Genomic DNA, 25,992 nt, shown 5'->3' with positions numbered 1-25,992 from the left:
TTTATGTTTTAAAAAGGTCGTTCTAATCCTGCAGCAGTATGAGCTCCTAAAATAATTAAACGAGTTAATTGCATGGCCATAAAATGCGGGGTATAAATCATCCCTCTTTTTAACCATGACATAATCATCCCGATATGAGCTCCTGTCACATAACTAATTAAAATATCACGAGGAACCATAAGATCTTTATCATCTGGCTGTGAAATAGACAAGCTTAATGTTAAATGTGTTTGTATTGTTTTCATCATTTTATAAGAGTAGTTTCCAGCGGCTTTATCACCAAGCATAACGTTATAGAAGTTCACATTTTCTGCGATATGTTCGAACAAAGCCAAAAATGTCGGATGTGGTGAATCAAATGTAAGTTGAAACTCTTCTTTATTTCTATTTTTCGGCTTAATAACTTCTGTTAATTTCTCTAACATTTCTTCGATGCTTTTGTCTAATAGGTCATATTTATCATGGTAATGGCTATAAAACGTAGCACGATTTACGGGAGCACGTTCTGCAATATGTTGAACAGTTACATCATCAAATCCTTTTTCGCCTACTAAAGCGACAAAAGCATCCTGTATGAGTTGTCTCGTCCGCTTTACACGTGGATCATTTGTATTTTTAATAGACATTTTTACTTCCCCTCGTTTAATTTTTTATACTTAAACAACATATAGGTATTATATTGTTGTTTAAGCAACATTTCATACTTAAATTGTCGGTTGTAGATTCAAAATAATTATTTATAATTATAAACGATAGTCCTTCAGAAATCAGCACCGCTCGCAGGTAGATAAATTTCGATTTACACCGCAGATGGTGTGATTTTTTTGTTTAAAAGTTAATATAATTAACAATTAAACAATCTAAACAATAAGGACGTAAATAGTTTAGAAAAAAATTATATGCGATATAAGGAGAGGAATGCAATGAATCAGTTTCGAAGAATGGTGATTATCAACATTATCACATTAATTGTACTAGTTGGCGGCGGTATTGGCGGTTATTACTATTACAATCAAGCGGAAAATTATTTGAAAACAGAAAATGCAAAAATTGATGGAAAGGTAATTCCGATTGCATCACCAGTAGCAGGTAAATTAACTGACTGGAAAGCTGAAGTAGGAAAGAATTACAATGAAAATGATAAATTAGGTGCTGTTACTGTAGCGGCAGCAAATGGAGAACAAACAGTAGATGTAACAATTCCACAAAATGCAACAGTTGTACAATCAAATGCAACAACAAATGCTTTCGTTGGAGCGGGTAGCCCAATTGCTTATGCATTTGATATGAACAATTTATGGGTAACAGCAAACATTGAAGAAACAGATGTTGACGATGTACAAAAAGGTCAAGATGTAGATGTGTATGTAGATGCATACCCAGATACAACGTTATCAGGAAAAGTAGAGCAAGTTGGATTAACAACAGCGAATACATTCTCTATGTTACCATCAAGCAACGCAACAGCGAACTATACGAAAGTAACACAAGTAGTACCAGTTAAAATTTCTTTAGATCATAGTAAATCAGTAAATATTGTTCCTGGAATGAATGTGTCAGTTCGTATTCATAAGTAAGGGGGAGATGAGATGTCCTCAATTGCAATTGCAGGATATGCACTATTTTGTATAATCGTCTTCTTCCTTGTAAATCGTCTTTTACGAAAGAAAAAAACGAACGTGGGAGAAGAACAAGTCCCAGCCGTAAATAAAATAGAAGTAAGTAAGGTAGAAACAGAAGAGAAAGAAATTGAACGAAAGCAAGAAGCAGAAATTTCTAATGTAGTTGAGTTAGAAACAGGAAAGCAAGAAGAAGTAAAACAAGAAAAAGAAGTGCCGAAAAAACAAATGTTTACGCCTGCAGAGAATGTGAACGTAAAAGCAGTTGTAGCCGTATTAATTCTCGGTATGTTCGTTTCTATTTTAAACCAAACAATCATTAACGTTGCATTGCCTCCGTTAATGAATGAATTTAACGTATCAACTTCAACAGCACAATGGTTAATTACAGGTTTCATGCTTGTAAATGGTATTTTAGTACCAATTAGTGCCTTTTTAGTTTCACGATTTACGTATCGTAAATTATTCGTAGCGGCAATGTTATTCTTCACGGTAGGATCTATCATTTGTGCTATTTCAGGAAACTTTACAATGATGATGACGGGCCGCGTTATTCAAGCTGTTGGTGCAGGTATTTTAATGCCGGTTGGTATGAATATTTTCATGACATTATTCCCGCCTCATAAGCGCGGAGCAGCGATGGGATTACTAGGTGTAGCGATGATTTTAGCACCAGCTATCGGACCGACTGTAACGGGCTGGGTGATTGAAAACTATAGCTGGAACTTAATGTTCTATGCGATGTTTATTATCGGTTTAATTATTACATTCCTATCTTTAAAATTCTTTACACTAGCTCAGCCGGTATCTAAAACGAAGTTAGATGTATTCGGTGTTGTTAGTTCAAGTATTGGACTAGGTAGCTTATTGTACGGATTTAGTGAAGCAGGAAATAATAGTTGGACTAGTGCAGAGGTTGTTATTTCACTTATCATTGGTGTAGTAGGTATTGCGGTATTTATTTGGAGAGAGCTAACAACGGACAATAAAATGCTTGATTTACAAGTGTTTAAATACCCAGTATTTACTTTCACTTTAGTAATTAATGCAATCGTTACGATGGCATTATTCGGAGGTATGTTATTGCTTCCAGTATACTTGCAAAACATTCGCGGTTTCACGCCGATAGAATCAGGTTTATTATTACTTCCAGGATCATTAATTATGGGGATCATGGGACCTATTGCAGGTAAACTATTTGATAAGTATGGTATTCGTCCGTTAGCAATTGTCGGTTTAGCCATTACAACGTTTGCGACATATGAATTCACAACGTTATCGATGGATACACCATATAGCGTTATTATGACGGATTATATTATACGTTCGATTGGTATGTCATTCATTATGATGCCAATTATGACAGCTGGTATGAACGCACTGCCGATGAAATTAATTTCTCACGGTACAGCAACGCAAAATACATCAAGACAAGTAGCTGGTTCAATTGGAACAGCGATTTTAATCACACTTATGACGCAGCAAACGACTGCTCACGTAGCAGATTATGGAAATATGTTAACAATATCAAACCCAATTTTAGTTGATAAAGTACACGGCATGGGGCAAAGTTTAGCAGCGATTGCTGGATCAGCTCAAGCAGGAGATGCGATGAGCACGCAACTATTATTTGGACAAATTTCAAAACTATCTGCAATTAACGGTATTAACGATGCCTTCTTAATTGCGACAATATTAGCTGGTATTGCTTGGGTGTTATCGTTCTTCTTACCGTCAGGCAATAAACCAAATAGAAAAGCAGGGAATTAATTTCCCTGCTTTTTTTGTCTTTTTAAAGAGTTAAATATAAAAAATGATAACCAGTTACGGAGCACAATCCTGTTATAAACAAAACCATTCCCAAAGCACGAATACTTGATATTTGTCTGCCACTTATAATAGCTAATAGTCCAGCCAAAGAGAAGAAACACCAATATAAAGTTCCCGAAATTGGAACCATCCCCTCTAAATCTATTCCAGAACCTATACAAAGGATAGGAACAACAATAAGCGATATGCTAATGAAACCAGCCATAATAGTAAGTGATTTACGACATTTAATACCAGCAATAATTAAAAAAATGCCAACGATGAATTGGCATAACATCAAAGTAAGAGCCACAACCAACCAAGTTAATATTCCGAACACTTTTGTATTACCTCCGATTTATGCGTTTCTAAAAAATATTATATATAGTATGAATCACCTACAGTCATGAGTAACCAGAAGATAACCCCTAATATACCAGCGATAAAAATAATGAATCCCATATTACGTATACTTTTAATTTTGGCTTGGACTCCACTTACCCCTGCTAATAATCCAGTTAAAGAAAACAGTATCCAATATAAAGTTGTTGAAATAGGGAGGATTGTATTGCTATCCACTCCCATGCCCCAAAAAACAAAAGGTAGTGTGACAAAGGAGAAGCTAAGTAGCCCCATTAAACCAACAAATAATTTACGATGTTTCATGCTAATAACAATTAAAAAGATACCACCGAAAAATCCGCATAAAACAAGAAGTGGCATATAAACAACCCAAAGTAAGCTCAACATATATAGTCTCCTTCTATGGAATCAGTTATATTTTACTACATGAGGTTTATTTTGGATATTATTAATAAATATGTATAAATTGATAGAAATGAGAAGTAACAATACGAATTAATAAAAGAGGTATCGCGATGATACCTCTTTTTAACTCAAGAATGCCAACATATTATTCATAATATGAAATAACATAGCTGGAATAATGGATTTTGTTTTTTTACATAAAATAGCCATTAATAATCCCATGAAGAAAGTAATTACCATGACTCCAAGTGAGTATGTATGAGCGATACCGAAGAAGAAACTTGTTATGATGGCTGCAATCCAAAATGGAAATCGCTCTGAGAAGAAGCCAAGTATAAAGCCACGGAAAATAAGTTCTTCAAAAATTGGTGTGAGTATTGCGAAGCCGAGAAGTAATAATATTTGATACTGCTTAAAAACGTCTAAGTTAAGTGCGGAAGATTGCTGCTTTGTTGCGTCTTGGAACATATAATTTAACAAGATGTAATTGAGTATAATGTTTATAGTGAAGAAAAGAAGTAAGTATACGTATGTACGCCATTCTTTAAGTGCTTTAAAGTTAAAAGATTTTAGTAGTAATTTTTTTGCGGGTTCGAATTTAAAAATGAAGAATAACAACACGGCTAGTTGTAATACGATACTTGCAGTATTTACGATAGATTCATACAGGGCAATTTGTTTTTTATCTGTAAGACCGGCTGTATAAATTGTTAAGGGCATTGCGAGGAACACAGTAATAAGTCCGGTTCCGAAAAAAGCGAATAAAACTGAGCTAATAAATTGTCCCCATGACATAGAGTATTTCTGTTCATTAGAAAGTTGTGTAGCGGGTTGCATTTATAAAATCACCTCTTTATATTTGTATATTTAATTATAAAGTATTTTGTTTTTATATGTAATATTTAAATATTACATATAAAAGTGTATTTTCCATAAAATAATAAAAGAGGTATCACCCTATAGTGATGCCTCTTTCTCATTGATAACTATGTTCTATCTTGTTATTCGATTTTGATTGCTCTATTTGTAATTCACGTTCTACCAATCGGTCTAACTGCTGAATAGCTTTAAGTGCTTTTTCATAAGAAATCGTTCTATAATGGTGTGCTCCGCCTGCTTCTTCATCTGCTTCGTCTGCCCATTTAATAATGTTTTGAAGAGATGTCCTTTCAATTTCTTGCTGTACTAAGAAAGAATCTGTATGAAGAAGAATCGCGATAGAAATTTCTTTTGCTAGTTTCGGATGTTCTCCTAATCTAATAAGCAATTTATGAGCTCTTTCTGCTCCTTTAATTGCATGTATATCATTCTTTTTATACAAGTCATAGTCCCATTCTCCCTCGCTGTACCATGTGTGATGTCCGATATCATGAAGGAAACCAGCTTTTGTTGCAGCATCGACTGAGGCATGATGCTTTTTCGCTAAGTGAAACGCATGGTAAGCGACAGCAATCGCGTGGACCATTCCAGAACGGTTTACATATTTTTGTGTAATGTGATGTTTAAAAACTTGTTCAAGCGTAATACGTTGCATAAAACATTCACTCCTTTTTATCTAATGGTGTCTATAAGAAAATCGATCGGTTTAAATGTATTTTGAACATTGTACTCCATCGGGATAGCGTTAGTAAAGTAGAAATGTTTAGGAGAAGAAAAATTTTATAGACATAAAAGGTCACCTTAGTTTTTTTTCTAAGGTGACCTTTTATTGTTTATTTTTTTAATCCTTGCTCCAGTGTTCCTAACATTTCGTGTTTTTCATTTTCATCAGCATTTTTCCAAATGACTTCGAATAAAACGCCAAGACCTGGAAGCATTTTTTCTTCACCGCTTTGAATTGCATCGACAATCGTTTCTTGTAATTGATCTTGTGAATTTCCAGATACATTCGCTAATACAGCACCGCGTAAATTAAAACTCATTATCTTCACCTCTTCTTCAGAATTGAAACTGACGTTAGTTTTTGTTCTTTTTTATGTAAATATGTATGAAAAATAGGCTATAATGATAAGACAAGAAGAGAGGGAAATACATATTATGAAAAACATTGATTCAGTGCAAAATCCGCGTGTGAAGCAGTGGAAAAAGCTGCAGACGAAAAAAGAGCGCGATAAAAAAGGTTTATTTTTTGTAGAAGGATTCCACTTAGTGGAGGAAGCTTTAAAAGCAGGAGTTGTAACAGAACTTATCGTTTCTGATCAGACAGATCTTCCGAAAGATTGGACAGTTAATGATGTGGAAATGTATATCGTACCTGAAGCAATCGTAAAAGTACTCCGTGAAACAGAAACGACGCAAGGGGTATTTGCTGTTTGTGAGAAACACGAGAGTGAAGTAGCTCTTGCAGATGGAAAGTTTCTTTTATTAGATGGTCTTCAAGACCCGGGCAACTTAGGGACAATTATTCGTACAGCTGATGCAGCTGGTATTCATGCTGTTGTGCTTGGAGAAGGATGCGTTGATGCATATAATAGTAAAGTGCTTCGTTCTACACAAGGTTCTATTTTCCATTTACCAGTTGTAAAAGGGAACTTAGAAGAGTGGGTAGACAAGTTAAAAGAAAATAACGTTCCTGTATATGGAACCGCTCTTGAAAATGGAGTTCCATATGGTGAAGTAACACCAGCTGGTAGTTTTGCATTAATTGTAGGAAATGAAGGAAGTGGCGTAAGCGAAGAAATTCTTGCAAAAAGTGATCAAAACTTGTATATTCCGATTTACGGCGGGGCAGAATCATTAAATGTTGCGGTTGCAGCAGGGATTTTAACGTATTATTTGCAAAGCCCAGTTGCGAACAAATAAAAAACTTCTTATAATAAGTTGAAGTATATTATATTAAAAGTTAAATAACGAAAAACGTTGATAGAGAAGAGTAACTTACAAAATCGCCATAAAGGGAGAGAATGCCTTAGACTGAAAGTATTCTTATGGTAGACGGAAGTGAATTCACCTCTGGAGTTGACGCCAGGACCATATATATGTAAAGGCGTTCCGGTCAGAATTGATCGTTATAACTAATGAGTGGGCAGACCTGGTCTGTCAATTTAGGGTGGTACCGCGAATTTACCTCGTCCCTTTTTGGGAGCGAGGTTTTTTTATTTTTAAAATTAGGAGGGTTCCAAATGGAAGCACGTTTAAAAGAGCTAAAACAAAAAGCGTTAGAGCTTATTGAAGAAGCGAAAGAGCTAAAGGGCTTAAACGACGTACGCGTAGCGTATTTAGGGAAAAAAGGTCCAATTACAGAAGTATTACGCGGCATGGGAAAATTATCAGCAGAAGAGCGTCCACGTATGGGAGCATTAGTAAATGAAGTACGTGAAGCGATCCAAACGCGTTTAGAAGACAAAATTGGTAACTTAGAAAAAGCAGTAATTGAAGCGAAATTGGCTACGGAAACAATTGATGTTACACTACCAGGCCGTCCTGTTGAAACAGGTTGTCACCATCCGTTAACAGCTGTTGTTGAACAAATTGAAGATGTATTCATCGGTATGGGTTATGAAGTAGCTGAAGGAACAGAAGTAGAAAAAGACTACTACAACTTCGAAGCATTAAACTTACCGAAAGATCACCCAGCGCGTGATATGCAAGATACATTCTACATTACAGAAGAAACGTTACTACGTACACATACATCTTCTGTGCAAGCACGTACGATGGAAAATAATAAAGAAAAAGGCCCAATTAAAATTATTTGTCCTGGTAAAGTGTATCGCCGTGATGACGATGATGCGACGCATTCACACCAGTTCATGCAAATTGAAGGTCTTGTAATTGATAAAAACATTCGCATGAGTGACTTAAAAGGTACACTGCAAGTATTCGTGAAAAAGATGTTCGGTGAAGATCGTGAAATCCGTCTTCGTCCAAGTTTCTTCCCATTCACAGAGCCATCTGTAGAGATGGATATTTCTTGTATGATGTGTCACGGCAAAGGTTGCGGCACTTGTAAAGGAACTGGCTGGATCGAAATTTTAGGCGCAGGTATGGTTCATCCGAACGTACTTGAAATGGCTGGTTATGATTCAAAAGAATATCAAGGTTTCGCATTCGGTATGGGCGCAGAGCGTATCGCAATGTTGAAATACGGCGTAGATGACATTCGTCATTTCTATACAAATGATGTACGTTTCTTACAACAATTCAAACGAGCGTAAGGGAAGGAGAGGATAAGTATGTTCGTATCATATCGTTGGTTACAAGAGTATGTAGATATTAAAGATGTAACAGCACAAGAACTAGCAGACAAAATCACGAAAAGTGGTATTGAAGTAGAAGGTGTTGAAGTATTAAATAAAGGTGTAAAAGGTGTTGTAGTTGGTCACGTATTAGAATGTGAAAAACACCCAGAAGCTGATAAATTAAGCAAATGCTTAATCGATATCGGTGAAGAAGAGCCAGTTCAAATTATTTGTGGAGCTGCTAACATTGCAAAAGGTTTAAAAGTACCAGTTGCAAAAGTTGGTGCTGTACTTCCTGGCAACTTCAAAATTAAAAAGGCAAAACTACGTGGTGAAGCTTCTCACGGTATGGTTTGTGCGCTTCAAGAGCTTGGCATTGATGGAAAGTTAGTTTCAAAAGAATATGCAGACGGTATCTTCATCTTCCCGAGTGACGCTGAAGTTGGTGCAGACGCACTTGAAATTTTAAACTTACATGATGAAGTACTTGAGCTTGGTTTAACACCAAACCGTGCAGATTGCTTAAACATGCTAGGTGTTGCATATGAAGTCGCTGCTATTTATGGTCGTGAAGTAAAACTTCCAGCTATCAGCTTACAAGAAACAGCAGAAAAAACTTCTGATTACATTTCTGTAAGTGTAGAAGCGAAAGAAGAAAACCCATTATATATTGCAAAAATGGTGAAGAACGTAAAGATTGGTCCATCACCAATGTGGATGCAAACGCGCCTTATGGCAGCTGGCATTCGTCCGATTAGCAATGTAGTTGATATTACAAACTACATTTTAATGGAATACGGTCAACCGTTACATGCATTCGATTACGATAAATTAGGTTCAAAAGAAATCGTTGTTCGTCTTGCAAAAGAAGGCGAAAAAATTGAAACGTTAGATGATCAAGAGCGTACGTTACAAAGCCACCACCTTGTAATTACAAACGGAACAAAAGCTTTAGCTGTTGCTGGTGTAATGGGCGGAGCGGATTCTGAAGTTACAAATGAGACAGTAAATGTTTTGATTGAATCTGCATACTTTGCAGGTCAAACAGTACGCCGTACATCAAAAGACTTAGGTCTTCGCAGTGAATCAAGTGCACGTTTTGAAAAAGGAATCGACCCAACACGTACATTTGAAGCAATTCAACACGCAGCTGCTTTAATGGCGAAATACGCTGGTGGAGAAGCACTTGAAGGTGTAGTAGAAGCTGACAACTTACAAGTACAAGAGCGTACAGTATCTGTTACTGCTGAAAAAGTAAATCGTGTATTAGGTACAGATATTTCTGCAAGTGAAATGGGTACAATGTTCACAAACTTGAAATTCCCATTCACAGAAGTAGAAGGGACATTCCATGTAAATGTACCAGCACGTCGTCCTGACATTACAATTTCAGAAGACTTAGTAGAAGAAGTGGGCCGCCTATACGGTTATGACCACATTCCAGTTACATTACCTTCTGGAACGATGACTCGTGGTAAATTAACAGCAGCACAAACGAAACGTCGTAAAGTACGTCGCTTCTTAGAAGGTGCTGGTTTATATGAAGCAATCACATATTCATTAACAAGCACTGATAAAGCGAAACAATATATGGTTGAGCCAAATGAAAAAGCTCCTGTAAATCTTGCACTTCCAATGAGTGAAGAGCGTAGCCAACTTCGTTTAAGTTTAGTACCGCAATTACTAGAAGCAGTTTCATACAATGTTGCACGTAAAAACGATAGCGTTGCTTTATACGAAGTAGGTTCTGTCTTCTTACCGACAGAAGCAGGAGAACTTCCGAAAGAAGAACAACATCTTGCAGGTGTTATGACAGGTCTTGCTCTTCACCATGCATGGCAAGGTGAAAAGAAAGTAGTAGACTTCTTCGTTGTGAAAGGTGTACTAGAAGGATTATTCGATGTACTTGGCGTTTCAAACCAAATCACTTATGCACCAGCAAAACGTGAAGGTATGCACCCAGGTCGTACAGCTGACATCGTATTAGATGGCGAAGTAATTGGTTTCATCGGTCAATTGCACCCTGAAGCAGAAAAACAATTAGATGTGAAAAATACATTCGTATTCGAACTATCTCTTGTAAAAGTATTCGGTGCAGACGCAGAAGAAACTTACTACTCAGCAATCCCACGTTTCCCATCTATGACACGTGATATGGCTGTTGTCGTAACGAAAGAAACAAAAGCTGGCGAAATGAAGCAAGTCATTGCTGAAGCTGGAGGAGAACTTCTGAAAGACGTAGCGCTATTCGACTTATACGAAGGTGAAAAAATGGAAGAAGGCAAGAAATCACTTGCATTCTCTATGACCTACTTCGATGCAGAACGTACGTTAACAGACGAAGAAGTAACAGAAGCACATAACCGTGTATTAACAACGGTAGAAGAGAAATTTGGTGCGGAGTTACGTAAGTAAAAAAAGATTGCCGGATTCAGTCCGGCAATTTTTTTTTATGGCACGATTGTCGGTAAGTCGATATGTTACAAAAATCGCTGATATATTTTTTGGTATCTTGCATCTTTCTCTCGAATGTAGTACATTAATTTTAGTTTAACAAAATGAAAGACGATGATAAGGAAAAGTAGTATATACTATAATCCAAAGCGAGTCAGGGACGGTGAGAGCCTGATGAGGCGGTATATGTGAAGAACACCTTGGAGTTGCTAACCGAAATTGAAACTTGTATTCAAGAGTAGGCTTAGACGGGAATCCGGCCTGTTACAAACCGGGAAGTATGTATTACATACGAGTTAAAGTTGGTCTTTATGACAAATTGGGTGGTACCGCGAAGTTTAACCTTTCGTCCCTTTATGGATGAAAGGTTTTTTTGTATTTAAATATATGTGCAAAGGAGAATTTCACTATGGAAAACACATTAGTAAAAAGTCTGTATAGAGATACAGATAAATACGCAGGTCAAACAGTACAAGTATCAGGGTGGATTCGTAACTTACGTGATTCAAAAGCATTTGGTTTCATCGAATTAAACGACGGTAGCTTTTTCAAAAGCGTTCAAATCGTTTTCGATACAGAGTTAGAAAACTTCAAAGAAATTGCAAAACTTCCACTTAGCTCTTCAGTTAAAGTAGAAGGTACAGTAATTGCAACGCCTGGAGCGAAGCAACCATTTGAAATTAAAGCAGAAAAAATTGATATCGAGGGCTTATCAGATTCTGATTACCCACTTCAAAAGAAACGTCACACGTTTGAATACTTACGTACAATTGCTCACTTACGTCCAAGAACAAATGCATTCTCTGCAACGTTCCGTGTACGTTCTGTCGCAGCATTTGCGATTCACCAGTTCTTCCAAGAGCGTGGATTCGTACATGTTCACACACCAATCATCACTGGTAGTGATACAGAAGGTGCAGGCGAAATGTTCCGCGTAACAACGCAAGATTTAAACAACGTACCAAAAGGTGAAGACGGACAAGTTGATGAATCAAAAGACTTCTTCGGCAAAGAAACAAACTTAACAGTAAGTGGACAGCTGAACGCTGAAGCTTATGCATTAGCATTCCGTGACGTATACACATTCGGACCTACATTCCGTGCAGAAAACTCAAACACAACTCGCCACGCAGCTGAGTTCTGGATGGTTGAGCCGGAGATTGCATTCGCTGAATTAGGCGACGTAATGGATCTTACAGAAGATATGCTGAAATATGCAATGAAATACGTACTAGAGCATGCACCAGAAGAAATGGAATTCTTCAACAGCTTCGTTGATAAAACAGTTCTTGAGCGCATGAACAACGTAATCAACTCTGACTTCGGTCGTATCACATATACAGAAGCAATTAAAGTGCTTCAAGAGTCAGGTGCTGAATTCAAATATCCAGTAGAATGGGGTATTGACTTACAAACAGAGCACGAAAGATACTTATCAGAAGAAATTTTCAAACGCCCTGTATTCGTAACTGACTATCCAAAAGACATTAAAGCGTTCTACATGCGTATGAATGAAGATGGAAAAACAGTAGCTGCTACTGACCTTCTAGTTCCTGGCATCGGCGAATTAATCGGCGGAAGCCAACGTGAAGAAAGAATGGACGTTTTAGTAGACAGAATTAAAGAATTAGGTATGAACGAAGAGGACTACTGGTGGTACTTAGAACTTAGAAAATACGGCGGTACAAAACACGCTGGATTCGGTCTAGGTTTTGAGCGCTTCTTAATGTACATCACTGGCATGGCTAACATCCGTGACGTAATTCCATTCCCAAGAACTCCAGGTTCTTCTGAGTTTTAAGATATGAAAAAGCGAGAGGGTTTCCTCTCGCTTTTTTGTTTGCATAGTTTATTACCTCGTAGCAAAAAGTAACGCGAAGGGGTGAATATAAATGAGTAAAAAAGTAAAAAAAGATCATTCAAGATCAAGCCTAGGTTCTCCAGAAGTAGAAGGACAAGGAACGACGACACATGAAACAGGTTCTCATAAAGTATCTTCATCAAATAAGAAGCAGAAAAGAAGCTAACATAAAAAAGGAGAGTCTTGGCGGCTCTCCTTTTTTTATATGTATTACACCTTATTATCATTAATCTCTTTTGTAATTTTATCTACATCTTTGTCTAATCGATCTAAATAGAAAAACCACAGTAAGCTCATGAGCACGTAATAGATGGCCATCACACCAAGATTATCAGATATATTTTCGAATGTGGATTTAGAAGTGAAAAAAGCTCCCCAAATGGTAGAAATAGTCAGGTAAGAAAGTGGGCCTACGAGGTGTACGAAAACATATAATAACTTTTTAACTTTTAAAGCGTTCATATGAATTCCCTCCTTATGTAAACAATCTTTTTCTTCTAATCATACATTCAAGTTCCTCACAGAAGTGTTGTAGTTTTGCTGGATTATGTATTAACAAGCGGGCATCGTGTTTCCCGATAAATCTTCGAATCCGAAAGTTTAATAAGAAAGATCGGCCATAGCGCTCTATTAAATCGTTGAATTCTCGTTGTTCACTTAGTAGCTGAATGTTTTCTCTAATTTCAAACTGTCTTTCGTGTGGATCGCCTAGTAAAATATTTAGAATCATTTGTAGAAGTAGCAATGGGAATCTCCTCCTGTGTTAGAATAATCTGTATATTTTAATTGTAACAAAATTATAAGGATAATAGTAGGGAAACAAAAAAACAGGAGTTTGTAGCCTCCTGTTTTTGTCGATACTATTTTAATAAGCGAAAGGCCTTCTCCTTATTAGCGAAATGCATTTTCACAAACTCAGGTAATCGTTCTTTACCAAGCTTTTGAATTAATTTAGCAGCGGCGATATCGACTTGTTTACCAGCACCTTTTGGAAGTGACATACCAGCTTTTTTGCTTAATTCGTCAAACTGTTTTACGAATGAGTAGCGAGCTAAAATAGAAGCAGCGGCTACTGCTAAATGGACGCTTTCGCCTTTCGTCGCGAAGTAAACATTTTCACGCTGTACCTGCTTTTGCTTTGCTAAATATTTATAGTATGTATCTGGTTGTGTGAATTGATCGATTAAGACGCCTTCAGGCTTTGTAGGTGCAATTTTAGCTAATAAGTTTGTAATAGCTTTATTATGTAGTAAAGCTTTTAACTTACCTTGGTTGTTTCCTTTATCAAATAGCTCGTTATATTTTTCATTATGAAGGACAAGAGAGCTGTAAGGAACAACGTGTAGAAGTTGTTTTGCAATGGCAGTAATTTGATCGTCATTTAAGTTTTTAGAGTCTTTTACACCAAGTTCTTTTAACAGTGGGATTTGCTTCGCATCCACATATACAGCAACTACTGTCATCGGTCCGAAGAAATCACCAGTACCAACTTCATCTGACCCTACGATAGACATTGTACCGATGGAAGCAGGGGGTGCATAACGGTGTGAATCGACAGATTTTTTTACAGCTGTTTTCGGTGTTTGAGAGACAGTTTGCCAACGAGAAGCTTCTGCTTCAGCACGGCCTCCTTGGAACATTACTTTTCCAGATTTATAAGCTGTAATCGTGCAAGATGGCACCTTTGCCATGAAGATCCCGCCTTGTGGGATTTTTGGGCTAAGCGCTTGTTTATATTGTTGTTTCATGTCTTCAATTACTGTAGAACTTGTTTGTATTACGATAGAATTTGACAAGATGGTCGCTCCTTTTTTTATATTGTTATTTTTATCATATCGGATTGTTCTTTCTGTTTCCATAATATGATGGTTCATGGTATGATAAACTTTAGGATTCTGTACGTGATTGGAGGCCGGTGAGTTGTCACAACAAAAGGGAAAGAAAAGTCGAATTAATGTAGAAATCTATGGTCAACAATATTCAGTTGTTGGCGATGAAAGTACAAGTCATATCCGCATGGTAGCAGCGATTGTGGATGATAAAATGCGCGAACTCAATGCCAAGAATCCTTCGCTTGACACGAGTAGACTAGCGGTATTGACGGCAGTAAACGTCATACACGATTACATAAAATTAAAAGAAGAACATGAGAAATTGAAAGAAAGTATGACAAAAAAAGGAATGGAATAACATGATTGATATTATTATCATTTTACTGCTTGTTATGGGATTTTTCCTCGGCTTACGCAGAGGGTTTATTCTGCAACTTGTAAAGTTAACAAGCTTTATTATCGCATACCTTGTTGCATACTGGTACTGTAAAGATTTAGCGCCAGCACTTGCGAAATTTATTCCGTATCCATTTGATAAAAACGTATCTGTTCCAGAATGGATTGATGCAAATAATATTGAAACAGTATTTTATCAAGCACTAGCGTTTATCATATTGTTTATTATTACAAAAATTGCACTTTCATTACTTGGTAATTTGTTAAATATGTTTGCAGAAATACCGGTTTTAAAGCAAGTCAATGCGTTTGCGGGGGCAATTCTCGGATTTTTAGAAGTATATATTATTTTGTTTGTTTTAATTATCGTTGGAAACATTCTTCCAATTGAACAAATACAAACACCATTACAAAAATCATCAATTAGCAAAATAATTGTAGACGATACACCGATTCTTTCTGAAAAGGTGAAGGAACTATGGCAGACAGGTAGCAGAGTATAACTTCTCTTTTTTCGGAAAGAGGAGTTTTTTTCTATGAAAGAAAGGCGGGGTAATGATGAAAGTAAATAAAAAACAAGTTATTAAATTACTAGAGACAATTGGGCTTTTTATGGAACTAAAGGGCGCGAATCCATTTAAAATATCTGCATTTCGTAAGGCGGCGGCAGCGTTAGAAAGTGACGATCGCAGTCTTTCTGAAATTGAAGATTTTACGAAGATTCCGGGCATTGGAAAAGGAACAGCGGCAGTTATTCAAGAATATATAGAATCGGGAACATCTGAAGTATTACAAGAGCTTGAGAAAGAAGTGCCAAGTAGCTTATTACCGTTATTAAAATTGCCAGGACTTGGTGGTAAAAAGGTGGCTAAGTTATATAAAGAACTTGGTGTTGTTGATATGGAATCGCTAAAAGCGGTTTGTGAGGAAAATAAAGTACAAGCTTTAGCAGGTTTCGGTAAGAAGACAGAAGAGAAAATATTAGAAGCAATCGATCAAGTAGGATCTCGTCCAGAGCGTTTACCAATCGCAATGGTATTGCCTATTGCCGGGGAAATAGAGGAGAAATTGTCGAATATTGCTGAAGTAATTCTTTTCTCTCGTGCTGGTAGTTTGCGCCGTGTTCGTGAAACAGTGAAAGATTTAGACTTTATCATTGCAACGTCAGAACCAGCTGCAGTACGTGAGCATTTACTGCAATTTGATAATATGATTGAAGTAATCGCAAGTGGAGATACGAAAGTTTCTGTTCGTCTTCAATATGAATATGATATTTCAATCGATTTCCGCTTAGTAAAACCTGAAGAATTTATTACAACTCTTCATCATTTCACAGGATCAAAAGACCATAACGTAAAAATGCGCCAAATCGCGAAAGATAGAGGCGAGAAAATTAGTGAGTACGGTGTAGAAAACTTAGAAACAGGTGAAGTGAGAACATTTGAAACAGAAGAGGAGTTCTTCGCTCATTTCGGTCTTCCATTTATCCCACCAGAAGTGCGTGAAGATGGAAAAGAAATTGAATTAATTAAAGAGTATCCAAACTTAATTCAGTTCTCTGACATACAAGGTGATTTACATATGCATACAACATGGAGTGACGGTGCTTTTTCCATTGAAGAGATGGTACAAGCGTGTCGTGCTCGTGGATATAAGTTTATGGCGATTACAGATCACTCACAATACTTGAAAGTAGCGAACGGTTTAACGAAAGAGCGCCTTCGTGAACAAGCGAAAGAAATTGAACGTATGAACGAAAAGTATCCAGACATTACAATTTTACGCGGAATTGAAATGGATATTTTACCGGATGCAACACTTGATTTTGACGATGAAGTATTAGCAGAATTAGATTATGTCATTGGAGCGATTCACTCTAGCTTCTCACAAGACCGTGAAACGATTATGAAACGTCTTCGTGCTGCGCTAGAGAATAAGCATGTCACAATGATTGCTCATCCGACAGGACGTCTTCTTGGACGCCGCGAGGGCTATGATGTGGATACAGATTTATTAATCGAGCTCGCAAAAGAAACAAATACAGTTTTAGAATTAAATGCGAATCCAAACCGTCTAGATTTAAGCGCGAAATTATTAAAACAAGCACAAGACGCTGGTGTGAAAGTAGCGATTAATACGGATGCTCATACGCTTGAAATGTTAGAAGATATGGAAACAGGTGTAGCAGCAGCACGTAAAGGTTGGATTCAAAAAGATAACGTGATTAACACGTGGGATATTGAACGTTTATTAGATTATATTAAACGTAATAAGTAACACAAGGGGGACCTGCAACATGTTAGAAAGAACGTTGCGTGTATTAGAATACAATAAAGTAAAAGAACAATTACTTGAACATACAGCCTCTTCACTTGGCCGTGACAAAGTGAAGCATTTAGTGCCAAGCACTGATTTTGAAGAAATTGTAGAAATGCAAGATACAACGGATGAAGCAGCGAAAGTCATTCGCTTAAAAGGTAGTGCACCATTAGGTGGTATTACGGATATTCGCTCAAATGTGAAGCGTGCAAAGATTGGAAGTATGTTAAGTCCGAACGAACTACTTGATATTGCAAATACAATGTACGGTAGTCGTAATATGAAACGTTTCATCGAAGATATGGTTGATAATGGTGTGGAGCTTCCAATTTTAGAAACTCATGTCGCTCAAATTGTATCTTTATATGATTTAGAAAAGAAAATTACAAATTGTATCGGTGATGGCGGTGAAGTAGTCGATAGCGCAAGTGATAAACTGCGTGGTATTCGTACTCAAATTCGTACTGCGGAAAGTCGTATTCGTGAAAAGTTAGAAAACATGACGCGTTCTTCCAACGCGCAAAAGATGTTGTCTGACGCGATTGTAACGATTCGTAACGAACGTTACGTAATCCCAGTAAAACAAGAATACCGCGGTGTGTATGGCGGTATTGTCCATGATCAATCAGCTTCTGGGCAAACGTTATTTATTGAACCACAAGTCATTGTAGAGTTAAATAACGCGCTTCAAGAAGCACGAGTGAAAGAAAAACAAGAAATCGAACGCATCTTATTGATGTTAACAGAAGAAGTGGCAGTAGAAGCGGATATCGTTTTATCTAACGTAGAAGTAGTTGCGAATCTTGACTTCATCTTTGCGAAAGCTTTTTATGCGAAGCGAATTAAAGCAACGAAGCCAATTGTAAATAACGAGCGCTATATGGATTTAAGACAAGCACGTCATCCGCTTATTGATCCAGAAATTATCGTGCCAAATAACATTATGTTAGGTAAAGATTTCACGACAATTGTTATCACAGGACCGAATACAGGTGGTAAAACAGTTACGCTGAAAACAGTTGGTATTTGTGTATTAATGGCGCAATCTGGCCTTCACATTCCAGTAATGGATGAGTCAGAGATTTGTGTATTTAAAAATATCTTTGCCGATATCGGTGATGAGCAATCGATTGAACAAAGTTTAAGTACGTTCTCCTCACATATGGTGAACATTGTTGATATTTTAGAAAAAGCTGATTTTGAAAGCTTAGTTCTATTCGATGAATTAGGTGCTGGAACAGACCCGCAAGAAGGGGCTGCATTAGCAATTTCAATTTTAGATGAAGTATGTAATCGTGGTGCTCGCGTTGTTGCTACGACGCATTACCCAGAATTAAAAGCATACGGATATAACCGTGAGAAAGTTATTAATGCGAGCGTTGAGTTCGACGTGAATACATTAAGCCCAACGTATAAATTATTAATCGGTGTACCAGGACGTAGTAATGCCTTTGAAATTTCGAAGCGCCTTGGATTATCTGATCGCGTGATTGATCAAGCTCGTAACCACATTAGTACAGATACAAACAAAATTGAAAATATGATTGCGAAGTTAGAAGAAAGTCAAAAGAATGCAGAGCGTGACTGGAACGAAGCAGAAGCACTTCGCAAGCAATCTGAAAAACTGCATCGCGAATTACAGCGTCAAATTATTGAATTTAATGATGAGCGCGATGAAAAATTATTAAAAGCGCAAAAAGAAGGGGAAGAAAAAGTCGAAGCTGCAAAGAAAGAAGCAGAAGGCATTATTCGAGAACTTCGTCAATTGCGTAAAGCACAGCTTATAAACGTGAAAGACCATGAGCTTATTGAAGCAAAGAGCCGTCTAGAAGGTACGGCGCCAGAGCTTGTGAAGAAACAAAAAGTAAACGTGAAAAACACAGCGCCAAAACAACAATTACGCGCAGGTGATGAAGTAAAAGTGTTAACGTTTGGTCAAAAAGGTCAATTACTTGAAAAGGTAAGTGATACAGAGTGGAGCGTACAAATTGGTATTCTGAAGATGAAAGTGAAAGAATCCAATATGGAATACATTAATACACCGAAGCAAACTGAGAAAAAAGCGGTCGCAAGTGTGAAGGGTAGAGATTATCACGTTTCGTTAGAGCTTGATCTTCGCGGTGAACGTTATGAAGATGCAATGATGCGCGTTGAAAAATATTTAGATGATGCACAGCTTGCAAGCTATCCGCGCGTATCAATTATTCACGGTAAAGGAACAGGAGCGCTTCGACAAGGTGTACAAGATTACTTGAAGAAGCATCGCGGTGTGAAAAACTACCGCTACGGTGACATGGGCGAGGGAGGCCTAGGCGTAACAGTTGTCGAATTAAAATAGCAAACAACGAAACAAAGGGGAACCATTATATGTTTATGGACAAACTTGCAAAAGTATTGTTAGCTTGTTGCGGAATATTTTTGGTGATTGGGGTTATTTATTTAGTTGTTTTTGCGAAGTAAACGAGCGTCAATCGTGGCAGAGTGATATTGCCATAGATTGACGCTTTTAATATATAGGAAAAGGAATAAGCTATGAAAATCAACCAATACATAAGCGAAGCAAAATCTTGCTCAAGACGCGAAACAGACCGTCTCATTAAAGCCGGACGCGTGGCTATTAACGGCGAAATATGTACGCACGGTGCACTCGTGAGCGATGGTGATGTGGTAACGATTGATGGACAGGTTATTGCAAAAGAAGAGAAGGAAAAGGTGTATATTGCCTTTCATAAACCAGTTGGTATTACTTGTACAGCAGCCGAGCATATTGAAGATAATATTATCGATTATATCAATTACCCAGAGCGTATCTTTCCTGTTGGGCGATTAGATAAAGCGTCGGAAGGACTAATCTTATTAACGAATGACGGTGGGATTGCAAATCAAATTTTACACGGTGATCATGAGCACGAGAAAGAATACATCGTTACGGTTGATAAGCCGTTTACAGATTGGTTTATTGATGAGATGTCCAGCGGTGTAAAGATTAAAGATGGAATGACGAAGCCTTGTAAAGTGACGAGAATGGATCAATCTACATTTCGCATCGTTTTAACGCAAGGAATGAACAGACAAATTCGTAGAATGAGCCGTGCTTTCGGGTTTACTGTAACAAAGCTAAAGCGGGTTCGTATTCTGAATATAGAGCTAGACGATCTTGAAGTGGGAAAATGGCGGAGCGTTACATCTGAGGAATTAGATATTTTAATAAATCAGTTATAGGGAGGGAAAATTTTCTCCCTATATTTTTTTGTCAGAAACAATAAAACTATTGATTTTTTAAAAAATAGCCCATATAATAAAAAACAACAAGTTTCGACAAGATATTTTATAAAAGTAATGATGAGGACATGAGTTGTTTTTGACGATTCTCAGAGAGGGAAGCCTAGGCTGTGAGCTTCCTAATACGGAAAGACAAACTTACCACCTCTAAACTTCAAGAGTGAACTGCATGATGCATTGTAATTCTTGGCGGATAAAACCGTTATCAATTTACACGAGCTATAAAATGAGCTTATTTTGTTATAAATTCATTTTATTAGAATAAGGGTGGAACCACGATTTCAACACTCGTCCCTTTGTTAGGGACGGGTGTTTTTTGCGTTCTTTTACGGGGAAGTATGCTTGAAAGAGGATATGTGACGGTATTTAATTCAGAATATTTTGTTAATATAAAAAATTAGGAGGTTAGTAGAAATGAAATCATCTTTAAAGTTTTCTGAGATGTTTGCAATAAGTTTAATGTTGTTTGCACTATTTTTCGGTGCAGGTAATATGATTTTCCCGCCGGCGTTAGGGCAAGGTGCTGGAACAGACGTATGGATCGCGTTATTTGGCTTTATCGTAACAGGTGTTGGATTACCTTTATTAGGGGTAATTGTTATAGCTCTAAAGGGAGATATTAATGAGCTAGCGGGACGTGTACACCCTGTATTCGCACTTGTTTTTATCACTGCAATTTATTTATGTTTAGGCGTATTCGTAAGTGTTCCGCGTACAGGAACAGTTGCTTATGAAATGAGTGTTGCACCATTTTTACCAAGTGAGATAGCTGGTCAATCTTATCCACTTGTTATCTTTACATTCATTTTCTTTGCAGTAACTTTCTATTTAGCTTTAAACCCATCGAAATTAGTGGGCCGCATCGGTAAAGTATTAACTCCGATTTTGTTAGCTGTTATAGCAATTATCGTAGGTAAAGCAATTATTACACCAATTGGAGAATTTGGTGCACCGACAGAAGCGTATAATGCTCCGCTCTTTAAAGGTTTTATTGATGGATATTTAACTTTAGATGGACTTGCAGCACTTGTTTTCGGAAATGTTGTTATTAATGCTTTAAAAGCAAAAGGCGTTACAAATAAGAACAGCATTGCAAAAGTAACAATCTTTGCAGGATTTATTGCAGCGCTCGGTTTACTACTTGTTTATTTAGCACTTGCTTATCTGGGAGCTTCTAGTGTGTCTCTTGGAATGGGGGCAAACGGAGGAATTATTTTAACAAACGTTGTAAATCATTTATTTGGTAGTTACGGAACTTTATTATTAGGGATCGCAATTACAGCGGCATGTTTAACAACTTCTGTAGGTATTGTTGCAGCTTGTGGGGAATATTTTTCTTCCTTATTACCAAAGCTTTCTTATCAAAAGGTTGTTTTCATCTTCTGTGTATTAGCATTTATGGTAGCAAACCTTGGGTTAACTCAGTTAAACGCATTAGCATTACCGATTTTAATTGCAATTTACCCAATTGGTATCGTACTGATTGTATTATCACTTGTTGAAAACTATATTCGTCTTCCATTAGCTATGTATGTAGGCGGTATTGTAGGTTCATTTGCAATTAGCTTCTTTGATGGGTTGCATAATGCAAATCTTCAAGTAGTGGCCCTTGCTCCTATCTTAGATAAAATTCCACTATATAGTGTAGGGATTGGTTGGCTAGTTCCGGGTATCATTGGAATTGCAATTGGATATGTAGTTTCTTTATTTCAAAAGCAAGAAGTTGCTGTAGAAAAATAGTGAAAAGAGGCTTTCTATGAAAGAAAGTCTCTTTTTTTGTAGAAAAAATTACATATAGGGAAATTTAGATATTAAAAATTTTATACGTAATATAGTTGACAAAAAAATTAGCATTAGGCTAAGATTGACTTAGTTGTGGAAATATTGGAAGGAAAGTGAGGAGTGAAAGGTATAAGGTTTTCTATAACGATATCATTTTGTAGATAGAGGTGATAGAGTAGGAGAATGGTTAGTTTTATTTTTTTTGACCTTCATTGAGAATGATAATCATCAATAGAAATAGGGACTTATGTTAAAATGTAAATCGCTCTTTATAAGGAATAGGGAGGGATATTATTTTTAACACGTAGTGAGAATGATAATCAATAATATCTACATTACATAAATAAATTACAATTAAATAATGATAGAGGATTATTATTTTTTTCTTATAAATTGAGAATAATTATCATTTTCAAAAAAGTATGGATGAAAGATAAACAAGGAGGAAGTAAGCCAAATGAGAAAGATTTCTGTATTACCCGCTTTTATGATGACATTCGTATGTATGCTAGCTTTTTTCGTAGTGCCATTTGGACAAGCTTCGGCAAATGTAGCTGACGGTACTTATGATATTAACTATGTCATACAAAAAGCAGAAAATGATTCAGCTTCAATGGCAAATGATTATTTTGAAAAACCAGCTAAGTTAATTGTGAAAAATGGTGAGATGAGAGTACAAATTCCGATGAATCATAGTGCTTGGATTACAGAATTTAAAGCACCAGAGAACGGGAACTTTGTTGATGCAAAAGTTGTTAGTAAAGATGAATCAGCAGATAAAAGAACTGTAGAGTTTAAAATAGACGATTTATCTAAGCCAGCAGCTGCAAAAATTCATGTTGTTGTACCTAACGTAAATTATGACCATAACTACACAATTCGCTTTGCGTTTGATGCAAATGTAAAAGCGGTAGGTGGAGAAAATAAAGCAACTGCTGCAACAAAGAATAATGATCAGACAAAAACAGATACAAAAGTAAAAGAAGAAGTGAAGAAAGAAGAGAATAAAGAAACAAATAAAGAGGCGAACAAAGGAACAAATGAAAGTGGTAAAGCTGAAAAAACAGATAACCCAAAAACAGGCGATGAAGCACGCATCGGATTATTTGCAGTGTTAATTCTTATTTCAGGTGTTTTCTTAATTCGTAAAGTACGTCAAAACTAAATAAAGGAGCGTTATCCCATTGAATAGATATCTTAAAATTGTTGTTGCGATGTGTTTAATGATATTTACATTCGTATCAACATTACAACCTCTTGCAGTTCAAGCAGCAAGCCAACTAGCTGACGGTGAATATTCAATCGGTTTCAAAGTTCTTAAGGATACATCAGATGAAGAATCTATGATGAATCAATACTCTGTAAGTCCAGGAACTTTAAAAGTGAAGGATGGGAAGAAGAAGGTATCCTTTACGTTAGAACATAGTTCATGGATTACGAAGTTTGAAACAGAAAAAAGTGGCCAGTTTGTTGCGACAAATGTAATTAGTGAAGATAAAGAAAAAGATACACGAGTAGTAGAATTTGAAGTGGACGATGTAGAGAAAGTATTAAATGCGAAAGTAAAAGTAGACATAGACTTTTTAAGTTATCATCATGACTATGATGTGCGTATTGCATTTGATCAAAATAGTATTACACCGATTCATGTAGAAAAACCAAATGAAAAAGAGGATCCAGCAAATAAGCCAGATCCAAATGAAAAACCGGATCCAAGTCAGAAGCCCGACCAAAAGCCTGACCCAGATCAACAACCCAATTCTAACACAATTAACGATGGGAATTATAGTATTCCATTTAAAGTGTTAAAAGATCAAACAGATGAAGAATCTAAGATGAATACTTACATGGTAAATCCAGGAGTATTAAAAGTAGAAAACGGTAAGAAAAAGGCAATTGTAACACTAACAAGTAGCTCATTAATTAAAAATTTCCAAACGGAAAAAGATGGCGCATTTGTTGATGCAAAAGTAGTGAGTGAAGATAAAGAAAAAGATACAAGAGTAGTAGAGTTTGAAGTGGACGATTTATCTAAAAAAATAAATACAAAAGTATTTATTGAAGTGGCATCACAAGGTTACAAGCAAACACATAATGTACAACTTTTATTTGAACAAGATAAACTTGAACAAATTAAAAATGAAGAAAAACAACCGGATGGAGATAAAAAGCCGGAAGTAGAAAAACCAGAAGTTGAAACAATTAAAGATGGAGAGTACAGCATTCCATTTAAAGTATTAAAAGATAAGACAGATGAAGAATCTAGAATGAAAGACAAGCTAATAAGTCCAGCAGTATTAAAAGTAGAAAACGGTAAGAAAAAAGCGACTGTAACATTAACAGATAACGCATCAATTAAAAATTTCCAAACAGAAAAAGATGGTTCATTTGTTGATGCGAAAGTAGTAAGTGAAGATAAAGAGAAAAATACAAGAGTAGTAGAATTTGAAGTAGACAGTTTATCTAAAAAGTTGAATACAAAAGTATTTATTGAAGTGGCATCACAAAATTATAAACAAACGCATGAATTACAACTTCAATTTAATCAAGATAAACTTGAGCCAATTAAGAACGAAGAAAAGCAACCAGATGGAGATAAAAAGCCAGAGGTAGAGAAACCAGAAGTAGAGAAGCCGAATGTTGAAACAATGAAAGATGGCGAATACAGCATCAGTTTCAAAGCTTTAAAAGATCAAACAGAAGAAATTTCAATGATGAACACGTATACGAAGAGTCCGGGCGTGTTAAAGGTGAAAGATGGTAAAAAATATGTATCATTCACATTAACGAATAGTGCATGGATTACAAAGTTTGAATTTGAGAAAAATGGTTCGTTCGTTGATGCGAGTGTATTAAGTGAAGATAAAAAAGCTGATACACGCGTAGTGGAAGTAGAAGTAGATGATTTATCTAAAAAGTTAAATGCAAAAGTAAAAGTAGATATCGATTCAATGAATTATCATCATTTCTACGACATTCAATTCGCATTTGATAAAGATAGCGTTAAACCGTTAGACAATCAAGGCGGAAACGATAATCAAGGCGGAAACGATAATCAAGGCGGAAACGATAATCAAGGCGGAAACGATAATCAAGGCGGAAACGATAACCAAGGCGGAAACGATAACCAAGGCGGAAACAATAACCAAGGCGGAAACGACAACCAAGGCGGAAACAACAACCAAGGCAACAACACAACCATTGATCCAAAAGCCCTTAAAGATGGTGAATACAGCATTGGCTTTAAAGTTCTAAAAGATAAAACAGAAGAAATTTCAATGATGAACACATATACAAAGAGTCCAGCTGTACTAAAAGTGAAAGATGGTAAGAAGTATGTATCGTTTACATTAACGAATAGTGCATGGATTACAAAGTTTGAGTTTGAGAAGAATAGTTCTTTTGTTAATGCAAAAGTATTAAGTGAGAATAAAGAGCAAAATACAAAAGTAGTAGAGTTAGAAGTAGATGATTTATCTAAAAAATTAAACGCAAAAGTAAAAGTAGATATTGATGCGATGAATTATCACCATTTCTACGATGTTCAATTTGTATTTGATCAAGATAGTATAAAAGTTTTAGGTAATCAAGGCGGAAACGACAACCAAGGTGGAAACGACAACCAAGGTGGAAACGACAACCAAGGTGGAAACGACAACCAAGGTGGAAACGACAACCAAGGTGGAAAC

General features: G+C 36.6%; 24 protein-coding genes and 3 other annotated features. Of the genes, 15 read left to right on the top strand and 9 right to left on the bottom strand.

The genetic code is table 11. The annotated features are described in order from the left end of the window. Positions 1–8: 8 nt before the first annotated feature. Complete coding sequence (locus AC3WTA_RS10465) at positions 9–626, bottom strand: TetR/AcrR family transcriptional regulator (protein ID WP_000023655.1); 618 nt, start codon at positions 624–626, stop codon at positions 9–11. A gap of 297 nt (positions 627–923) precedes the next feature. Between AC3WTA_RS10465 and AC3WTA_RS10460 the strand changes: the two genes are divergently transcribed. Beyond that, positions 924–1,577, top strand: coding sequence for an HlyD family secretion protein (locus AC3WTA_RS10460; RefSeq protein WP_001071413.1), 654 nt, complete (start codon positions 924–926; stop codon positions 1,575–1,577). Between the two features lie 12 nt (positions 1,578–1,589). Further along, positions 1,590–3,389 carry a DHA2 family efflux MFS transporter permease subunit gene (locus tag AC3WTA_RS10455; protein ID WP_000094766.1) on the top strand — a complete coding sequence of 600 codons (1,800 nt, stop codon included), beginning with the start codon at positions 1,590–1,592 and terminating at the stop codon, positions 3,387–3,389. A 22-nt stretch (positions 3,390–3,411) separates the two neighbouring features. Here the strand turns inward: AC3WTA_RS10455 and AC3WTA_RS10450 are convergent, their stop codons facing one another. From AC3WTA_RS10450 to sspI, 5 genes are all read right to left on the bottom strand, one after another. Beyond that, the gene (locus tag AC3WTA_RS10450; protein WP_000467049.1) at positions 3,412–3,768 is read right to left on the bottom strand and encodes a hypothetical protein; all 357 of its coding nucleotides are present in this window, start codon (positions 3,766–3,768) and stop codon (positions 3,412–3,414) included. A 38-nt stretch (positions 3,769–3,806) separates the two neighbouring features. Then, positions 3,807–4,178: a hypothetical protein gene (locus AC3WTA_RS10445; RefSeq protein ID WP_000950047.1), complete on the bottom strand. Its 372-nt coding sequence runs from the start codon at positions 4,176–4,178 to the stop codon at positions 3,807–3,809. Between the two features lie 141 nt (positions 4,179–4,319). Continuing rightward, positions 4,320–5,033 (bottom strand): CPBP family intramembrane glutamic endopeptidase, encoded by a 714-nt coding sequence (locus tag AC3WTA_RS10440; protein ID WP_001182116.1) that lies wholly within the window; start codon positions 5,031–5,033, stop codon positions 4,320–4,322. Between the two features lie 139 nt (positions 5,034–5,172). Next, the gene (locus AC3WTA_RS10435) at positions 5,173–5,730 is read right to left on the bottom strand and encodes an HD domain-containing protein (RefSeq protein WP_001189001.1); all 558 of its coding nucleotides are present in this window, start codon (positions 5,728–5,730) and stop codon (positions 5,173–5,175) included. Positions 5,731–5,908: 178 nt separating this feature from the next. Beyond that, positions 5,909–6,118 carry a small acid-soluble spore protein SspI gene (gene sspI, locus AC3WTA_RS10430; protein WP_000009511.1) on the bottom strand — a complete coding sequence of 70 codons (210 nt, stop codon included), beginning with the start codon at positions 6,116–6,118 and terminating at the stop codon, positions 5,909–5,911. Between the two features lie 82 nt (positions 6,119–6,200). On the opposite strand from sspI, the gene AC3WTA_RS10425 reads away from it, so the two are divergent. From AC3WTA_RS10425 to AC3WTA_RS10405, 5 genes are all read left to right on the top strand, one after another. Then, positions 6,201–6,998 (top strand): TrmH family RNA methyltransferase, encoded by a 798-nt coding sequence (locus AC3WTA_RS10425; protein WP_002096285.1) that lies wholly within the window; start codon positions 6,201–6,203, stop codon positions 6,996–6,998. A gap of 48 nt (positions 6,999–7,046) precedes the next feature. After that, positions 7,047–7,275 (top strand) — a binding site (T-box leader). Positions 7,276–7,318: 43 nt separating this feature from the next. Continuing rightward, a complete protein-coding gene (pheS, locus tag AC3WTA_RS10420; protein ID WP_000388220.1) occupies positions 7,319–8,353 on the top strand; it encodes a phenylalanine--tRNA ligase subunit alpha in 1,035 nt (344 codons plus the stop codon). Positions 8,354–8,371: 18 nt separating this feature from the next. Then, positions 8,372–10,792 carry a phenylalanine--tRNA ligase subunit beta gene (pheT, locus tag AC3WTA_RS10415; RefSeq protein ID WP_000498198.1) on the top strand — a complete coding sequence of 807 codons (2,421 nt, stop codon included), beginning with the start codon at positions 8,372–8,374 and terminating at the stop codon, positions 10,790–10,792. Between the two features lie 144 nt (positions 10,793–10,936). Further along, positions 10,937–11,188, top strand: a binding site (T-box leader). Positions 11,189–11,240: 52 nt separating this feature from the next. After that, positions 11,241–12,632: an asparagine--tRNA ligase gene (gene asnS / locus AC3WTA_RS10410; RefSeq protein WP_353706530.1), complete on the top strand. Its 1,392-nt coding sequence runs from the start codon at positions 11,241–11,243 to the stop codon at positions 12,630–12,632. A gap of 91 nt (positions 12,633–12,723) precedes the next feature. Further along, positions 12,724–12,858 (top strand): YuzL family protein, encoded by a 135-nt coding sequence (locus tag AC3WTA_RS10405; RefSeq protein ID WP_000039594.1) that lies wholly within the window; start codon positions 12,724–12,726, stop codon positions 12,856–12,858. A gap of 44 nt (positions 12,859–12,902) precedes the next feature. On the opposite strand, the gene AC3WTA_RS10400 is transcribed toward AC3WTA_RS10405, so the two are convergent. The 3 genes from AC3WTA_RS10400 to rnhC form a co-directional block, all read right to left on the bottom strand. Then, positions 12,903–13,154, bottom strand: a complete 252-nt coding sequence (locus AC3WTA_RS10400) for a hypothetical protein (protein ID WP_048562156.1) — start codon at positions 13,152–13,154, stop codon at positions 12,903–12,905. 13 nt (positions 13,155–13,167) lie between these two features. Beyond that, positions 13,168–13,437 carry a hypothetical protein gene (locus AC3WTA_RS10395; RefSeq protein WP_000925541.1) on the bottom strand — a complete coding sequence of 90 codons (270 nt, stop codon included), beginning with the start codon at positions 13,435–13,437 and terminating at the stop codon, positions 13,168–13,170. 115 nt (positions 13,438–13,552) lie between these two features. Further along, positions 13,553–14,488, bottom strand: coding sequence for a ribonuclease HIII (gene rnhC, locus AC3WTA_RS10390; protein ID WP_000071613.1), 936 nt, complete (start codon positions 14,486–14,488; stop codon positions 13,553–13,555). A 124-nt stretch (positions 14,489–14,612) separates the two neighbouring features. Here rnhC and zapA point away from each other — a divergent pair, with 124 nt between their 5' ends. The 8 genes from zapA to isdX2 all read left to right on the top strand — a co-directional run. Beyond that, a complete protein-coding gene (zapA, locus tag AC3WTA_RS10385; RefSeq protein ID WP_000082701.1) occupies positions 14,613–14,882 on the top strand; it encodes a cell division protein ZapA in 270 nt (89 codons plus the stop codon). A gap of 1 nt (position 14,883) precedes the next feature. Next, complete coding sequence (locus tag AC3WTA_RS10380; protein ID WP_000565411.1) at positions 14,884–15,423, top strand: CvpA family protein; 540 nt, start codon at positions 14,884–14,886, stop codon at positions 15,421–15,423. 55 nt (positions 15,424–15,478) lie between these two features. After that, positions 15,479–17,197: a DNA polymerase/3'-5' exonuclease PolX gene (gene polX / locus AC3WTA_RS10375; RefSeq protein WP_492332872.1), complete on the top strand. Its 1,719-nt coding sequence runs from the start codon at positions 15,479–15,481 to the stop codon at positions 17,195–17,197. A gap of 19 nt (positions 17,198–17,216) precedes the next feature. Beyond that, the gene (locus AC3WTA_RS10370; protein ID WP_000893722.1) at positions 17,217–19,577 is read left to right on the top strand and encodes an endonuclease MutS2; all 2,361 of its coding nucleotides are present in this window, start codon (positions 17,217–17,219) and stop codon (positions 19,575–19,577) included. A gap of 194 nt (positions 19,578–19,771) precedes the next feature. Then, on the top strand, positions 19,772–20,461 hold the full coding sequence (locus AC3WTA_RS10365; protein ID WP_000700742.1) for a 23S rRNA pseudouridine(2604) synthase RluF: 690 nt from the start codon (positions 19,772–19,774) through the stop codon (positions 20,459–20,461). A gap of 108 nt (positions 20,462–20,569) precedes the next feature. Beyond that, positions 20,570–20,820 (top strand) — a binding site (T-box leader). A 115-nt stretch (positions 20,821–20,935) separates the two neighbouring features. Beyond that, entirely contained in the window at positions 20,936–22,261 is a 1,326-nt protein-coding gene (brnQ6, locus tag AC3WTA_RS10360) for a branched-chain amino acid transport system II carrier protein BrnQ6 (protein ID WP_000842661.1), read from the top strand. A gap of 499 nt (positions 22,262–22,760) precedes the next feature. After that, a complete protein-coding gene (gene isdC / locus AC3WTA_RS10355) occupies positions 22,761–23,468 on the top strand; it encodes a heme uptake protein IsdC (RefSeq protein WP_078182790.1) in 708 nt (235 codons plus the stop codon). A gap of 19 nt (positions 23,469–23,487) precedes the next feature. Then, the coding region (gene isdX2 / locus AC3WTA_RS10350; protein WP_492332871.1) for an NEAT domain-containing hemophore IsdX2 at positions 23,488–25,992 on the top strand (2,505 nt) is incomplete at its 3' end.

It is taken from the genome of Bacillus sp. EB106-07-01-XG149 (assembly GCF_058791555.1).
The sequence above is the reverse complement of the archived record's forward strand: the minus strand, read 5'-3'. Positions and strand labels throughout refer to the sequence as shown.

What these genes read in the sequence shown, in the direction of transcription:
- AC3WTA_RS10465 (WP_000023655.1), bottom strand. Translation starts at nt 626, where the DNA reads ATGTCTATTAAAAATACAAATGATCCACGTGTAAAGCGGACGAGACAA.
- AC3WTA_RS10460 (WP_001071413.1), top strand. Translation starts at nt 924, where the DNA reads ATGAATCAGTTTCGAAGAATGGTGATTATCAACATTATCACATTAATT.
- AC3WTA_RS10455 (WP_000094766.1), top strand. Translation starts at nt 1,590, where the DNA reads ATGTCCTCAATTGCAATTGCAGGATATGCACTATTTTGTATAATCGTC.
- AC3WTA_RS10445 (WP_000950047.1), bottom strand. Translation starts at nt 4,178, where the DNA reads ATGTTGAGCTTACTTTGGGTTGTTTATATGCCACTTCTTGTTTTATGC.
- AC3WTA_RS10440 (WP_001182116.1), bottom strand. Translation starts at nt 5,033, where the DNA reads ATGCAACCCGCTACACAACTTTCTAATGAACAGAAATACTCTATGTCA.
- AC3WTA_RS10435 (WP_001189001.1), bottom strand. Translation starts at nt 5,730, where the DNA reads ATGCAACGTATTACGCTTGAACAAGTTTTTAAACATCACATTACACAA.
- sspI (WP_000009511.1), bottom strand. Translation starts at nt 6,118, where the DNA reads ATGAGTTTTAATTTACGCGGTGCTGTATTAGCGAATGTATCTGGAAAT.
- AC3WTA_RS10425 (WP_002096285.1), top strand. Translation starts at nt 6,201, where the DNA reads ATGATAAGACAAGAAGAGAGGGAAATACATATTATGAAAAACATTGAT.
- pheS (WP_000388220.1), top strand. Translation starts at nt 7,319, where the DNA reads ATGGAAGCACGTTTAAAAGAGCTAAAACAAAAAGCGTTAGAGCTTATT.
- pheT (WP_000498198.1), top strand. Translation starts at nt 8,372, where the DNA reads ATGTTCGTATCATATCGTTGGTTACAAGAGTATGTAGATATTAAAGAT.
- asnS (WP_353706530.1), top strand. Translation starts at nt 11,241, where the DNA reads ATGGAAAACACATTAGTAAAAAGTCTGTATAGAGATACAGATAAATAC.
- AC3WTA_RS10405 (WP_000039594.1), top strand. Translation starts at nt 12,724, where the DNA reads ATGAGTAAAAAAGTAAAAAAAGATCATTCAAGATCAAGCCTAGGTTCT.
- AC3WTA_RS10400 (WP_048562156.1), bottom strand. Translation starts at nt 13,154, where the DNA reads ATGAACGCTTTAAAAGTTAAAAAGTTATTATATGTTTTCGTACACCTC.
- AC3WTA_RS10380 (WP_000565411.1), top strand. Translation starts at nt 14,884, where the DNA reads ATGATTGATATTATTATCATTTTACTGCTTGTTATGGGATTTTTCCTC.
- polX (WP_492332872.1), top strand. Translation starts at nt 15,479, where the DNA reads ATGAAAGTAAATAAAAAACAAGTTATTAAATTACTAGAGACAATTGGG.
- AC3WTA_RS10370 (WP_000893722.1), top strand. Translation starts at nt 17,217, where the DNA reads ATGTTAGAAAGAACGTTGCGTGTATTAGAATACAATAAAGTAAAAGAA.
- AC3WTA_RS10365 (WP_000700742.1), top strand. Translation starts at nt 19,772, where the DNA reads ATGAAAATCAACCAATACATAAGCGAAGCAAAATCTTGCTCAAGACGC.
- brnQ6 (WP_000842661.1), top strand. Translation starts at nt 20,936, where the DNA reads ATGAAATCATCTTTAAAGTTTTCTGAGATGTTTGCAATAAGTTTAATG.
- isdC (WP_078182790.1), top strand. Translation starts at nt 22,761, where the DNA reads ATGAGAAAGATTTCTGTATTACCCGCTTTTATGATGACATTCGTATGT.